Genomic DNA, 16056 nt, shown 5'->3' with positions numbered 1-16056 from the left:
TTGAGAGATAAATAGAAATTTAGTTGTCAGCTTTTTATAGAAAGATTAAGAAAATGATGGTTAAGAAAAATTTAGTTCTGGAACGGTTAAGAAAGAATCAGCCCGCATTAGGAGGGTGGATAATGGGTAATAGTCCTGTTTCCGCCGAAATTATGGCTCTGTCGGGCTTTTCATGGGTCTGTATCGATGCAGAACATTCGCAGGTATCGAAGGAAACGGCTCTGGATATGTTCAGGGCTATTGAATTACATGGAGCCGAACCTTTTGTACGGGTAAGTTCAAACAATGAAGTGGAAATAAAAAAATACCTGGATATGGGAGCGCGAGGTATTATTGTTCCTATGATAAAATCATTGAAGGATGTTCTAAATGCTCTTTCCCATATAAAATTTCCCCCCGAAGGAAACCGCTCCTATGCTCTACCACGATGTACTGGATACGGAGAGTTCTCGAAAGAATATTTTATAGAGGCAAATCAGGAAATTTTTATTGCGATTATGATTGAACATATCGATGCCTTGAAAGATTTGGATGATATCTTTGCCTGCAAAGCTATTAACGCTGTTTTTGTCGGTCCTTACGATCTTTCCGGTTCAATGGGAATCCCCGGTCAATTTGACAACATTGATTTTCGGAAAGTTATGAAAACTATCCAGAGCAAAGCGCAACAATATGGTGTGACGATGGGATTACATGAAGTACATCCTACATCTGAAAAAATCCTCGAATTGCTGAAAAAAGGAATTCGTTTTATTGCTTGCGGTATGGATACGATATTTTTGATGGAAAAATCCAAAGAATTCGCATCGTTGAATGCTTCCAATATTTGCAACAAAACAGAAAAGCCTGCATATAATAATCATTCTGCAAAGTAAACTTATGAGGCAGCCTTGAGATACAGCTCATCCTTGTGTTTCCCAATTTTTTTCGGAATAAGTTGGGAAAGGGGTGATTAAAAAAAGTCTTGACGATAATTTTGAACAAATGAAAATTGTAGTACAAAAAAACCTTTACGACCGCAGTCTTTCTGTATTTTCTGAAGCTGCAAAAAAATATTCTATTGGGTTCTTGCTTACAGAAGTTTTGGATGAAGTTGCTATGTTGGAATATCACCATGCTGGGGCAGATTGCTTTATAATCGGAGCAGAGGCCTATTCATCAAATTTTTATCGTGCGTTGCGTTCCGGTTCGTTAGTTATCCGTTACGGAGTGGGTTACAATTCCGTACCAGTGGAGTTATGTAAAGAGCGTAGAATTCGAGTAGCCTATACTCCTGATACACTGACGGATTCCGTTGCCGAATACACTTTCGCGTTATTGCTGACTCTTTGCAGGCATACTGCGGATTTGGATAAATCTATGAAAAGCAACGAATGGATAGGAGTAGGAGGCATTGAGTTAAAAGGTAAAACCATTGCTATCATTGGATTCGGAAAGATTGGACAAGCTGTTGCCAGGATCGCTAAATATGGTTTCGGGATGAAAGTGAATGCTTACTCCAGGCATTTCCCTAAACAGAACAATTTGGCCGATTTCTTTTCATTGGATTACAAACAGGTTGTAAAAGAAGCAGATATAATTAGTTTACATTTAGCAACAACTCCAGAAACCAAAGGTTTTTTCAACAAAGAACGTTTGTCTCTTTGTAAAAAAGGTGCTATCCTTGTTAATACATCACGAGGAGAACTAGTTGTTGAGAGTGATTTGTACGAAGCTTTATTAGATAATACTTTGGGGGCTGCAGCCCTTGATGTTTTTGTTAAAGAACCTTATTATCCGACAGATAAGGTTGATTTTCGAAAACTTCCAAATGTATTATTAACACCTCATTGCGGTTCGAATACAAAAGAAGCAAATGACAATATAGCTCATACAGTGATTAGGAACATATTAGCTTTTAGAGACGGAAAAGAGATTACCTTAATTCCTGAATTGAAATGAACAACTAAACTTCAATGAATTAATAACTTACAATAAAAAAATAAAATGAAAAGAATAATCTTACTACTCCTTGTAGTCTCGTTTCTTATAAGTAGTAGTTCTTATGCGAAAACTATAGAACTAATATCCCCGAACAAAGAAATCAAACTGACTATTATTATTGGGGACAAGATATATTATAATATCTCCTATAATAACGACCTCCTGCTAAAGGACTGCTATCTGCAGCTCACCTTACAGGATGAGGTATTTGGAAAAGATCCGAAGTTAAAGGGAGTAAAGGAAAAAAAGGTATCAGAAACGATCACGCCGGATATACCGTTAAAATTCTCAACGGTAAAAAACGAATACAACTCATTGTTGCTCAATTTCAGAAACGGTTATTCCGTGGAATTCAGAGCCTTCGACGACGGTGTAGCCTACCGTTTCATTACCGACAAAAAAGGGAAAGTGAAAATAAAGGGGGAGGATTTTGCCATCGGATTCCCCGAGGATTACCTGGCACATATGCAACAACCCCATTCTTTTAAAACAGCTTACGAAGAAATTTACACGCACGTCCGTACAAAAGATTTTATTTCGGAAAATCATAACAGATGTGTGTTACCTGTTTTGCTGGATACTGAGAAAGATTATAAAATTCTGATCTCGGAATCCGATCTGTCCGATTACCCATGTATGTTTTTACAGGGAACCAACAATAACGGCATGATTTCGACTTTCCCGAAAGTGCCGCTCGAGTTTGGAGAGGATGGCGACCGGAGCATGAAAATCCTGAAAGAAGCCGATTATATTGCCGAAACTTCGGGTACAAGAAATTTCCCCTGGCGTTATTTTGTACTGACCAATAATGACGGGCAACTGATTGAAAACACGATGACTTTAAGGCTTTCTGCTCCCAGGGAGATCGAAAATCCGAGCTGGATCGTTCCCGGCCAGGCAAGTTGGGAATGGTGGAACGGAGCGACTCCTTATGGTCCGGATGTGAATTTCGTATCCGGATTTAATACGGATACCTACAAATACTTCATCGATTTTGCTGCAACATACGGTATGGAATATATCGTTATGGACGAAGGATGGGCTCTGTCGACACCTGATCCCTATACACCCAGTCCGGTAGTGGATGTACATGAAATCATCCGTTACGGGAAAGAAAAAAATGTAGGGGTATTTCTATGGTTGACATGGTTGGCGGTTGAGAACCATTTCGATTTATTTAAAACGGTCGCCGGATGGGGTGTAAAAGGTCTGAAAATTGACTTTATGAACCGGAGCGATCAATGGATGGTGAATTACTATGAACGGGTAGCAAAAGAAGCGGCAAAGCATGAACTGCTGGTAGATTTCCATGGTTCGTTCAAGCCTGCCGGTCTCGAATATAAATATCCGAATGTAATCTCTTATGAGGGTGTCAGGGGGATGGAACAGATGGGAAGATGTTATCCCGACAACAGCATTTACCATCCATTCATCCGGAATGCTGTTGGACCTATGGATTATACGCCGGGTGCAATGATCAGCATGCAGCCAGAAAGGTATGGAGGAGGGTCGGGAGACCGCCCTAACTCGGCAAGTATCGGCACACGTGCATACCAAATGGCTTTGTTCGTCATATTTGAAAGCGGGCTGCAAATGCTGGCTGATAATCCTACACTTTATTACCGTCACCACGAATGTACCGAATTTATCACACAAGTACCCACGACGTGGGATGAAACAAAAGTACTGGAAGCTAAAGTAGGGGAATATCTCATTGTGGCTAAACGCAAAAAGGATAAATGGTATATCGGTAGCATGACAAACGGAAAAGAAAATGAAAGGACTTTTGACATAGACCTCTCTTTCCTATCGAAGGACAAAAAATACCATATAACATCATTTGAAGATGGGATCAACGCCGGTCGACAAGCAATGGATTACCGTAAAAAAGAATCAAATATAAAACAAAGCGATATCATCCACATTAAAATGACAAAAAATGGTGGATGGGTGGCAGTTATTGAATAATTAAAGATACATTTTCTTTAAGATTTTATCTGTATTATTATCCATCTACCGCAAGATCAGGGTCAATTACGTGCTTGTGGACAGCTGGTTCATCTGTGATGCGCTGGTTACAGGCAGTCCGTAGTGTGAAGGACCCGGTGGTTCACTTGATCGGGATGTACAAGTTCCCGAATACCCGGTTAAGGAGATCAATCCCGATGATACACTAAAGGTATATTAGAGGAATCTGCTTACGACTATGTCGGTAGTATCAGTACTGGTAAAGCAGGTATTTTCGCAATAAATTTTTCTTTCCTGAAGTAACCCGAAGTTCTTTTTCAAGATAGTTATCTACAGACCCGTATTTTTGTTTTATATAATCAATCGCATAGTTCAGATAGGCCCTATTGACTGAAAGCATAGCAGTAACAGCTTCCTGTAAGGGTTCTGAAAGATTCTGTGCATCCATTTTCGCTTTTGCAGGATCAATCTCCTGGTTCGAAAGCATATAATCTTCTTCCAGGGTACCATGAGGAACACCCAAAGCATACAGAATAAAGTAAGAAGCCAGTCCTACACCATCTTTACCCAACGATTCCGTCAGAAGGACAGGATAATTACTGTCATTAGTCAGTATATCAAACATTTCACCGAATTGTTCCTTGTGATTCTCAACGATATCTACATAGGCTTCTTGTACGTAACGGATAGCATCACTTCTGTCGAACCCTGCATCTTTCAATTGTTCATCCAGTTTTTCAGCGTCCATAGGACTCAGAGGCAGCGCTATTTTCCGGATAGAAGGATGAAGGAGCAGCGGATACTTTTTTGCTGTCCTTTCGGATCTGAAATCAATAATCGTTTTAATATTCAACCTGCGTATTCTTTCCTGATCATATAAAGTGGCATCACTTAAATTAGCCGACCTGTATATCTCTCCCCATTTAATTTGACGATTATCAGTAGTGGAATACCCTCCTATATCCCTGAAATTTTTGACGTTATTCATCTCTATGATCCTATTCGCCACAACACCCGAATAGACACCGGCAGTACGAAGTAAAAAATATTCCCTCAGTCCCGAACCGGCAGGACTTATCCTTAATACCTGATCAGTAACTTTCTTAGAGGTAAGGGGGGTGAAACTGGTCATGGAACTGTCGGTGAGAGAAGAATAAATATCTATAGTGCCCTCCTGGTCAGGGCTCACTTCCCATTTCAACAGGAAATCCCCCTCCTTGTCTTTTTCTACGACAGAAGTTATTTTTACTGTCGACATACAAGAATATCCGGGAATCAACAATAAAATCAGATACGATATAAAACGAAATATATAATCAATTTTCATACAAGTAAATGATTAAAAGATAGTTACATACTATTTCCCTGAATATGAAAATCTTCATCATACGAAATTAGTATTCTCACCTCTTCTTTTACAAATACTATAAACAAACAAATGTACAAAAAACTTTATTCCAAACTAAAAACAAGAGATATCGATTAACAATATATAATTATTCGTTTTTCTTTTTAATACTTAATTTTTAAACATTTAGTCCGATAGTTAGTCTATAGTTGATGAACTATAAACAACACAATTACAACAGTAAAATAACAGCGAAGGTTAAACGACTGTTGATAACTTGTGAAATGAGTGTAGATAGAAATTGATAAAAAAATTTGCAGGAGAGAAAAAAATAATCCTTTGTAAAAAATTTCGACTTTTGCTAAAAAAGATACTTTTTTTATTGGAAAGATTTCCGCCACTTTTCAACAGGAGAAATGAAACAAAAAAGAAATAAATTATTAACTTTGCCCTTCTGAACAGTTTATGATAACATTTGTAATGATCACATTGACAGATATAAATTAAATATTTTATTGTTGATAAATTATGATAACATGGTTTCTAAGTTTAATAACATAATTTCTTGCTTTTCTATGTAAAAATCATCAACTGTTTCAACAGGCATTTATCATTATCATACATTTTTTTAAATGTATAAATATATATAATAAATATAAATCCGGTTGAAAAAATAGGTTGGATATATAAACACGAAAATAAGAAAAAATAAATAGCTGTATGACTAAAGAAGAACTTGTCAAAAATATAACATCACTGAAAAAGGAGAAGAATGCTATTATATTGGCTCACTACTATCAGGAGGCTGAAATACAAGATATTGCTGATTTTGTAGGAGACAGTCTTGCATTGGCACAATGGGCTGCTAAGACTTCCGCTGATATCATTGTGTTGTGCGGCGTGCATTTTATGGGTGAGACAGCCAAAATACTAAGCCCGGAAAAACGGGTTTTTATTCCCGATCTGAATGCCGGGTGTTCTTTGGCTGAGAGTTGTCCTGCCGAACCATTCGAACAGTTTGTAAATGCACATCCCGGTCATACTGTTATTTCTTATGTAAATACAACAGCAGCTGTAAAAGCGCTTACGGATATTGTAGTTACTTCCACCAATGCCAAACAGATTGTAGAGTCGCTTCCGGAAGATGAAAAAATAATTTTTGGGCCAGATAAGAATTTAGGTGACTATATCAATAAGTTGACAGGTAGAAATATGCTTTTATGGGATGGCGTATGTCATGTACATGCGCAGTTTTCCCTTGAAAGAATTCTGGAATTGAAAAGGGAATACCCGAATGCTTTATTATTAGCTCATCCCGAATGTCCTAAATATCTGTTGGAAATAGCCGATCATGTGGGGTCCACTTCTGCTATTATACAATTTGCCACTAATTCCCACAACAAGCAGTTTATTGTGGCTACCGAAGCGGGAATATTACATCAAATGCAAAAAGAGAACCCCAATAAAGAGTTTATACCCGCTCCCCCGGAAGATTCCACTTGTGCCTGTAATGAGTGCTTTTATATGAAGATGAACACCCTGGAGAAATTATATCTCTGTCTGAAAAATGAAAATCCGGAGATCATAGTGGATGAAGAGATAAGGGTGAAGGCCGTGAAACCTATTGAACGGATGCTGGAAATATCGGCACGTTATGGTTTATAGTTATATGAATAACTACGCTCTTTTTTGTACCTTTGCAGCCATAAATACAAATTTTAGCTTTGCTGCTAATCTTGGTTGATTTCGTCCATTTTCTGTCGTCACTCGGCATATTCGAGCAAACTCAGATGTTTTCTTCGCTCAACAGAGAAAAACTTGTTTTTCATCTGTGTTCACTTATCGAAAACATTGTCAAACAAGTTTGTTTCTGCCCTCGTTTCTAAGAAAATTCTTGATTCTTGCAGCGAAGCGGTCTTAAAGTATTAATCAAATGGCTCTACAATGTGGTATTGTAGGACTTCCCAATGTGGGGAAATCCACCCTTTTTAATTGTTTGTCGAATGCGAAAGCGCAAGCGGCGAATTTTCCATTCTGTACTATAGAACCCAATGTAGGGGTTATTACTGTTCCGGATGAACGTCTGAATAAATTGGCAGAATTGGTCCATCCACAAAAGATTGTACCCACTACTGTAGAGATCGTCGATATTGCAGGATTGGTAAAAGGAGCCAGTAAAGGAGAAGGGTTAGGAAATAAATTTCTGGCAAATATACGGGAAACGGATGCTATATTACATGTGTTGCGTTGTTTTGAGGATGAAAACGTAACACATGTCGATGGTAGCGTGGATCCTGTACGTGATAAGGAGATTATTGATGCTGAATTACAACTGAAAGATCTGGAAACGATTGAGGCCCGTATCAATAAGGTTGAAAAGCAGGCTAAAACCGGAGGAGATAAAGATGCCAGGCTTGCTTTTGAAGTCTATTCTAAAATTCGTGAAGCTTTAGTACAGGGTCAGTCAGCACGTACGGTAACTTTTGATACCAAGGATGAAAATAAAATTGCCCGTGAACTTTTTTTGTTGACGGCAAAACCCGTATTATATGTATGCAATGTAGATGAAGCAAGTGCGGTAACCGGTAATCAACATGTAGAGACGATACGTGAAGTCGTCAGGAATGAAAAGGCGCAGATACTGGTTGTTGCTGCAAAAATTGAATCTGAAATAGCTGAATTTGATACCTATGAAGAAAGGGAAATGTTTCTCAATGAGATCGGGTTGGAAGAATCCGGGGTAAGTCGCCTGATTAAAGCCGCTTATAGCTTATTGGATCTACAGACGTTCCTTACTGCAGGTGTGCAGGAAGTACGGGCATGGACTTTCCATAGAGGATGGAAGGCTCCCCAGTGTGCGGGAGTTATCCATACTGATTTTGAAAAGGGATTTATCCGTGCCGAAGTGATCAAATACGATGATTATATTGCCTATGGTTCTGAAAATGCCGTGAAGGAAGCCGGGAAAATGAATGTGGAAGGAAAAGAATATGTCGTGCAGGATGGCGATATTATGCATTTCAGGTTTAATGTATAAACCCATCTTATTTATTTAGAATCAGTATAAATAAAGGATAAAGGCCTTAAATATGTTATAGAACATATAGAATAATTTTTAATTAATCGATTAACCCATTACTTTTGCGTTAAGTTACGTTATAAATATCTATTGAGAGTGGAAAAAGTTTCCTTAAAAGTAATAGCAAGAGAATTGGGAGTCTCTGCTGCAACCGTGTCGCTGGTGTTAAATGGAAAGAACAAGAATGGCAGGGTGAGTGAGGAAATGTCCAAAAGAATCATAGATAAGGCGGCGGAATTACATTATATACCCAATAGTCTGGCCAAAGGCCTGAAAATGGGTCATTCAAAGTCGATCGGATTGATAGTGGCTGATATTTCGAACGTGTTTTTTGGTACGCTGGCGCTGCATCTTCAGAATTATGCCGAAAAAGAGGGATATACTGTGATTATAGGAAATACCAATGAAAAATTGGAAGAAATGGAAAAGATGATTGCTTTCCTTAACTCACGGCAGGTAGACGGACTGATTATCACTCCGGCTGAAGGAAGTGAGGTTTTGATCGAATCTCTTTTGAATGCCAAGAAACCATTGGTTTTGGTTGACAGGGGATTTCTGGATTTGGATGTTCCATCCGTGCTGATCAATAATTATGAAGTATGTTATCAGTCCACAAAACAATTGATAGATCAGGGATATAAAAATTCGGCATTTATCACTTATAAACAGGATCAGTTTCATACCAATGAACGTAAGAGAGGATTTATAGAAGCAATGAAAGATGCCGGGCTGTTCACTCCGGATCATGTGAAGGAAGTCTCTTATCAATCTTTGGAGGAAGATATGGATAAGGCTATTTTGCAATTATTGGAATGTGAAAAAAAGGTGGATGCCATTTTCTTTGCCACCAATACTATTTCTATGGCGGGAGTAAAATCATTGCTTAAACATGGGTTGCTCATTCAAAAGGATATCCAGGTAATGTGTTTCGATGAAACAGATGCCATTAATCTATTCCCATTCAGGGTGCCGTTTATTAAACAACCCATTGAAGAAATGGCAAAAAGTGCGTTAGAGTTGCTGATAGGACAAATAGAAAAGAAAGATATAAAAAACCGGAAACTCTTTCTGGAGGCTGAATTGATTTCCTGAAGTTTTTTCTATGGTAAGTTAAACGTTTAATTATTATTTATGATTGATTATGTGAGTAAAAAGATGAAAAAGTAGCCGATAGTTAAACGTTTAATTATTTTATTCTGTAATTAATTGTATATATAAATAGGTGAGTAAATTAAACGTTTAATCTAATTTTATAAATAATATAGTATAAAAAAGTAAACTAAATCGTATGCAACAAAATTATCCTAAAATCGGAATCCGCCCAATAATTGATGGGCGGCGCGGAGGTATCAGGGAATCCCTGGAAGATACCACCATGAATTTAGCGAAAAGCGTGGAGAAACTGTACCGCGAGAACCTCCGTTATCCCGACGGTTCCCCGGTGGAATGTGTAATTGCCGACACCTGTATCGGGGGTGTGAGGGAGGCCGCAATGTGTGCGGAAAAATTTGAAAAAGATAACGTGGGTCTTTCCCTGTCCGTCACCCCCTGTTGGTGCTACGGGTCGGAGACCATCGACATGAACCCGAACATCCCCAAGGCGATCTGGGGGTTCAACGGCACTGAACGGCCCGGCGCGGTGTATCTTGCCGCCGCGTTGGCGGTCCATAACCAGAAGGGCCTGCCCGCCTTCGGTATTTATGGAAAGGAAGTGCAGGACATGAACGACCCGGCCATACCGGACGACGTGCGGGAAAAACTGCTCCGGTTTGCTCGGGCTGGATTGGCCGTGGCCATCATGCGCGGGAAATCCTACCTCTCCATCGGTTCCGTATCGATGGGTATCGGCGGGTCGATGACCAACCCCGATTTCCTGCAGGAATACCTCGGCATGCGTACCGAATTTGTGGATACCAGCGAGATACTTCGTCGCATCCAGCTGGGTATCTATGACCATGATGAATTCACCAAGGCGATGGAATGGACCAAAAAGCATTGCATGCCCCGGGAAGGGGAGGATTTCAACCCCGCACACCTGAAACATACCCGTGAACAGAAAGACCAGGACTGGGAGTTCGTGGTGAAGATGACGCTCATCATGCGCGACCTGATGGAGGGTAATCCCGTACTGGACAAAATGGGCCGTGGCGAGGAAGCGCTTGGCCATAATGCCATCGCGGGCGGTTTCCAGGGACAGCGCCAGTGGACGGATTTCCTGCCCGACGGTGATTTCTCCGAAGCGATCCTGAATTCGTCGTTCGACTGGAACGGTATCCGCAAACCCTACACCTTCGCTACCGAAGACGACCACCTGAACGGTATCAGCATGCTGTTCAACCAGCTGCTGACCAACACCGCCCAGATCTTTGCCGACGTGCGCACCTACTGGAGTCCCGAAGCGATAGAACGGGTAAGCGGATGGAGCCCGGAAGGTATCCTGAAGGATGGTGCCATCCACCTGATCAATTCCGGCTCATGCACCCTCGACGGTACCGGCCAACAATCGGATGAAAACGGTAATCCCATCATGAAACCCTTCTGGGAAGTCAGTGAGGAAGAGGTGGAAAAGATGCTCGGCGCTACCACCTGGTACCCCGCCTCGCTCGAATATATGCGTGGGGGAGGCTATTCTTCGCAATTCCTGACCCGGGCAGGCATGCCGGTGACCATGTGCCGCCTGAACCTGGTCAAGGGATTGGGGCCTGTATTGCAGATTGCCGAGGGATGGACAGCCACCTTCCCGGATGAAGTCTTCGACATCATCAACAAGCGGACCGACAAGACGTGGCCGTCAACCTTCTTCGTACCGCGTATTACCGGTAAAGGCCGTTTTACGGATATCTACTCGGTAATGAATTACTGGGGCGCCAACCATGGAGCCATCAGTTACGGACACATAGGCGCCGATCTGATCACCCTGGCATCGGCACTCTCTATCCCCGTGAATATGCACAATGTGGATGAAGGAAAGATCTTCCGCCCTGATGCATGGTCGGCGTTCGGTTCCGATAACGAAGGGGCGGATTACCGTGCCTGTGCCGCTTATGGGCCGTTGTATAAATAGAGTAAAGAGCAAGGAATAAAGAGTAAAGACTTGGTGGAATCTATGATCTATGATCAATTGTAACGGAGTGAAACTCCCGATTTATCGGAAGAATGAAAATGTTTGGCTTCAGGACATTTGATTTAGAGGATGAAATAAGCGTGATGAACGTGTAAATCGGAACGGAGGTTCCGTTCTATCGGAATAATAGTGAGCCAAATAAGCAAATACAATGAAGAAAATTGATTTTAAAATACTGAGATTAAGCGCCCTTATTCTGGGGATTATGCTTTCATTTTCCCTCTTTTCACAGACGGAGTCGATGGGGGATATGTTTGAACTGGCAAAAATGAAATCGGGCATGAAAAACAGGAGGATTTCGAGTACCGATCCTACGGGAGGGAACCGGGATCATCTCGAACCGTTTCAACCCGGCGAGAAGCGAACCATTGCGGAGATAAAAGGCACCGGTGTGATCAACCATATCTGGATCACCATTGCTCCTCCGCCCGGTGAATTAAGCAGGAACGATATCATTATCAGGATGTATTGGGACGGGAATGATTATCCTTCGGTGGAATCGCCGATCGGGCCTTTCTTTGGCCAGGGATGGGATGAGCGGTATAATTATGCCTCGCTTCCCTTGTCGGCAGGACCCGAGGAAGGAACAGGCCTGAGCAGTTATTTTGCAATGCCCTTTGAGAAAGGAGCAAGGATAGAGATTGAGAACCAGACCGATAAAACGATCAATGCTTTCTATTTCTATGTGGATTATCTGGAGATGACGGAACTTCCCGAAGGAATGGGACGTTTTCATGCCTGGTATAATCACAGCCTGACCAAAGCGTTACCCGAAGGGGAAACTGAATGGGCGCTTATTGCTCCCCAGCAACCCAATCTCAAAGGCGAACGTAATTATGTATTTATTGAGACCCAGGGGAAAGGGCATTTTGTAGGGATCAATTATTATGTACACTCCCCTACCCCTATGTGGTATGGCGAGGGAGATGACATGTGGTTTATCGACGGGGAGAAGACTCCTTCTCTGATAGGCACCGGTACGGAGGATTTTTTCAATACCTCCTGGTGTCCCAAAGAGCCGTTCTCACACCCCCATTTCGGTTATCCCAGGGTGAATAATGACATAGGCTGGCTGGGAAGGACGCATGTGTACCGGTTTTTTATCAATGACCCCATCTTCTTTGAGACTGAATTGAAGGGAACCATTGAAACAGGGCATGATAACAACCTTACCCTTGATCTGGCTACAGTAGCTTACTGGTATCAGGAAAGCGCAGTGAAACTGCCTCCCGCACCTTCTAAAGAAGTGCGTAAACTCAAGCCGTTCATTAACCATATGGACATACACCGCTGGAGGGATGCATGGCGGAAAGCAAAAGGAAATGACCCGCAGTTGTGGGGAAATGAGTGATCAATCAATAAATTTAATTGTATGAAAAATTTTATCTGCAAACTCGCTTTGGTTTGTTTGTTTTTGGGATTCACTGTCTATACCTTTGCGGCCCGGATCCCCAACGAGGTACAACAAGCCAGGACTGTCAGGGGAGTGATTACGGAACAGGTTAGCGGTGAGCCTTTACCCGGGGCAAGTGTATATGTAAAAGGCACGACTATAGGGACTACTACCGATATGGACGGTAAATACCAGCTAAACGTGCCATCAGAAGATGTGGTACTGGTCTTTTCCTTTATCGGGAAGAAGACAATGGAACTATCGGTGAGGGGAATGATGGTAATTGATGTGCTGATGGAAGAGGATGCTACCATGCTCGACGAAGTGGTGTATACAGGTTATATGACACAGCGGAAAGCCGATCTTACCGGATCTGTTTCTATGGCAACAAGTAGTGATATCATCAAAAATCCTTCGGCCAATGCAATGAAATCATTACAGGGAAAATTATCCGGGGTGCATATTACGACCAACGGGGGAAATCCCGCGGAAGGGGTCACTATCCAGGTCAGGGGGCTATCTTCCCTTTCGGGAGGGGTGAAGCCATTGATCGTGTTGGACGGAATGCCTACCGAAAACCTTAACCTCAGGGATATTAATTCCGGGGATATAGAATCGATCCAGGTGTTGAAAGATGCTGCTTCAGCCAGTATATACGGTGCCCGCGCGTCGGGGGGTGTAATTTTAATCCAGACCAAAAAAGGAAAAGAAGGTGCGATATCCGTTGAATACAACGGAAGTGTCTCATTCAGTTCCGTGGTGAATAAGCCCCGGTTGATGAATGCTGAGGAGTACGGAATTGCAGCTTTCAGAGCCCAGGCGTATGATGAAAAAGTATATGGGACCGCAATTTCATTACCTACAACTTATGATTTTACCTGGCACAGAAACGAGAACGGATTGGCAATACTCGACGGAGTGAAGCCGGCGGAATGGCTTAATCCGGAACAGACTGTCAGGAGTTCTGATACCGACTGGATGGACGAGATTTTCCGTACCGCGATCATGACAAACCATCAGGTGACTGTTTCACAAGGGACAGACCGGTCAAAAAGTTTGTTTTCACTCGGATATTTCAATAATGAAGGGACGCAAATCCATACTTTCTTTCGCCAATATTCAGTGCGTGCCAATACGGAATATAACTTGTTGGATAACCGGTTGAAAATGGGTGAGAATCTTGCGTTGACCTACCTGCAATACAAGGATGCGAATGAAACTCGTTGGGCAATGATCAATCCCCCTGCCGGCCCCGTGTATGATATCAACGGCAACTGGGCGGGGGCTCCCGGCTTCGATGACTTTACTAATCCGGTGCGTTTGTTGACCATGAATAAGGATAATATCAACAATTATGTCAAAATAATCGGTAATATTTTCCTCGACCTTGATATCTGGAAAGGAATATCGGCACGTACCCAGTTCGGGGTGGATTACGGAAATGCTTATAACAGAGCGGTCGATGGTGTATGGTCCGAAACCGGTGGAAGGAACAGCAACGGAGAAAATTATGTAGGAAGCTGGCAATCACATCCGCTGAGTTATGTATGGACCAATACCCTTTCCTATACGCTGAGTACCGGAAGACATTCATTGGATGCGGTGGCGGGTACTGAATTTACCCGATTTGTACAGGAGGGATTTAACGCGCGAAGAGAGGGAATTTATCTTGAGGATAGGGATTTTGCCCATATTGGCGTGACTACCGGTACGAAATATTCATTGGGCAGCTCGGCAGATGAATATACCTATTTCTCACTTTTTGGAAAAGTAAATTATGCCCTGGACTCTAAATATCTCCTTTCGTTCACGCTGCGGCGTGACGGATCATCACTTTTTGGAGCAAATAACAGGTACGGTACTTTTCCTGCTGTCTCGGCCGGCTGGAGGATCAATAACGAACCTTTTATGGCTGATGTGGAAGCGGTATCCGACCTGAAACTCCGTGCGAGCTGGGGTGCCAATGGAAGTGTGCAGGGATTACCCCGTGGATATACCTCCACACCTTTTACCACCGACTATTTTGGTACATCCTATCCGATAGAAGGGAATGAAACAGGGGCGCTTTGGTCGGGTTATCGGAGAACCTGGCTTGGAAATCCCGATCTGAAATGGGAAACCACAAAACAAACCGACATAGCAGTCGATTTTGGTTTTCTGAACCAACGCCTGTTCGGTTCACTAAGCTACTATTTTAAAAAGACGAACGACGTGTTGGTGCAGGTTCCTTATATTGCCGCCATGGGTGAAGGAGGTGAACCCTGGATCAATGGTGCCAATATGAATAACCAGGGTATTGAGTTTGAAATTACTTACCGAAACGATCCTACTGCTGATTTCCAGTATGCCGTAAGTGCCAATATCGGTTCTTACAGGACTAAACTGGTAGAACTTCCAGAAAACGTGGTCAACAGGTACCCCGGTGATGGTATGCGTGATTTTGTTTTGGGAAAAACACCCAATATACTCTACGGGCTGGTGGCCGATGGAATCTTTAAAACTCAGGAAGAGGTGGATGCCCATGCCGAACAGGCAGGGAAGGCGGTCGGAAGAATCCGGTATAAAGACCTGGATGGGAATGGAGTGGTTGACGAATTGTATGACCGTACATTTATAGGGATTACCGATCCGGATTTTTTCGGAGGTATCACTTTTGACCTTGGTTACAAAAATTTTGACATGAATATTTTTTTCCAGGGAGTATATGGTAATAAGGTGAATAATATCTGGAAACAAGAGAGTGATCTCTGGAACATTTCCGTACCCTCAGGAAAAAATCATGAAAAAAGAATATTGAATGCATGGTATTTCGATAATCCCGATTCCGATATTCCTGCCGTTTCAAACTCAAATCCAAATAGTGAGCAACGCTTCTCCTCCTATTTTGTAGAAGATGGCTCCTATCTCAAACTGAGAAATGTTGAGTTAGGATACACTTTCCCTAAACATCTTACCAATGCGATGATGATGCAACATCTCCGGATCTATGCTTCGGCTCGTAATCTGTTTACGCTGAAAAAAGGCTGGGGAAAAGATAAATATACCAGTTTTGATCCTGAAATGCCGGGATATGGTTATTTGACGCCGTTCACCATGGCTTTTGGAGTTAATGTAACATTCTAAATTTTACAGATTATGAAACGAGCATTTAAATCATTACA

At 42.0% G+C, this 16056-nt stretch carries 10 protein-coding genes; 9 read left to right on the top strand and 1 reads right to left on the bottom strand.

Features of this window, described 5'->3' with window-relative positions; translation table 11 throughout:
• Positions 1-53: 53 nt before the first annotated feature.
• The 3 genes from ABV001_RS13900 (at position 54) to ABV001_RS13890 (ending at position 3951) form a co-directional block, all read left to right on the top strand.
• Positions 54-875 (top strand): HpcH/HpaI aldolase family protein, encoded by an 822-nt coding sequence (locus ABV001_RS13900; RefSeq protein WP_352423364.1) that lies wholly within the window; start codon positions 54-56, stop codon positions 873-875.
• Between the two features lie 109 nt (positions 876-984).
• Positions 985-1941: a 2-hydroxyacid dehydrogenase gene (locus tag ABV001_RS13895; protein ID WP_352423363.1), complete on the top strand. Its 957-nt coding sequence runs from the start codon at positions 985-987 to the stop codon at positions 1939-1941.
• A 45-nt stretch (positions 1942-1986) separates the two neighbouring features.
• A complete protein-coding gene (locus ABV001_RS13890) occupies positions 1987-3951 on the top strand; it encodes a glycoside hydrolase family 97 protein (RefSeq protein WP_352423362.1) in 1965 nt (654 codons plus the stop codon).
• A 250-nt stretch (positions 3952-4201) separates the two neighbouring features.
• Here ABV001_RS13890 and ABV001_RS13885 read toward each other — a convergent pair whose 3' ends face one another.
• Complete coding sequence (locus tag ABV001_RS13885; protein WP_352423361.1) at positions 4202-5209, bottom strand: tyrosine-protein phosphatase; 1008 nt, start codon at positions 5207-5209, stop codon at positions 4202-4204.
• Positions 5210-6019: 810 nt separating this feature from the next.
• Between ABV001_RS13885 and nadA the strand changes: the two genes are divergently transcribed.
• The 6 genes from nadA to ABV001_RS13855 all read left to right on the top strand — a co-directional run bounded on the left by nadA (position 6020) and on the right by ABV001_RS13855 (position 16018).
• Complete coding sequence (nadA, locus tag ABV001_RS13880) at positions 6020-6964, top strand: quinolinate synthase NadA (RefSeq protein ID WP_352423360.1); 945 nt, start codon at positions 6020-6022, stop codon at positions 6962-6964.
• 268 nt (positions 6965-7232) lie between these two features.
• Entirely contained in the window at positions 7233-8336 is a 1104-nt protein-coding gene (gene ychF, locus ABV001_RS13875) for a redox-regulated ATPase YchF (RefSeq protein ID WP_323425615.1), read from the top strand.
• A gap of 138 nt (positions 8337-8474) precedes the next feature.
• A complete protein-coding gene (locus ABV001_RS13870) occupies positions 8475-9470 on the top strand; it encodes a LacI family DNA-binding transcriptional regulator (RefSeq protein WP_352423359.1) in 996 nt (331 codons plus the stop codon).
• Between the two features lie 196 nt (positions 9471-9666).
• Positions 9667-11442 carry an L-fucose isomerase gene (locus ABV001_RS13865; RefSeq protein WP_352423358.1) on the top strand — a complete coding sequence of 592 codons (1776 nt, stop codon included), beginning with the start codon at positions 9667-9669 and terminating at the stop codon, positions 11440-11442.
• A gap of 211 nt (positions 11443-11653) precedes the next feature.
• Positions 11654-12853: a glycoside hydrolase family 172 protein gene (locus tag ABV001_RS13860; RefSeq protein ID WP_352423357.1), complete on the top strand. Its 1200-nt coding sequence runs from the start codon at positions 11654-11656 to the stop codon at positions 12851-12853.
• A gap of 21 nt (positions 12854-12874) precedes the next feature.
• On the top strand, positions 12875-16018 hold the full coding sequence (locus tag ABV001_RS13855; protein ID WP_352423356.1) for a SusC/RagA family TonB-linked outer membrane protein: 3144 nt from the start codon (positions 12875-12877) through the stop codon (positions 16016-16018).
• Positions 16019-16056: the final 38 nt, after the last annotated feature.

The organism is Proteiniphilum sp., from assembly GCF_040307845.1.
Lineage (GTDB): Bacteria > Bacteroidota > Bacteroidia > Bacteroidales > Dysgonomonadaceae > Proteiniphilum.
Note: the sequence above shows the minus strand (reverse complement) of the source record. Positions and strands in the feature narration are given on the sequence as shown.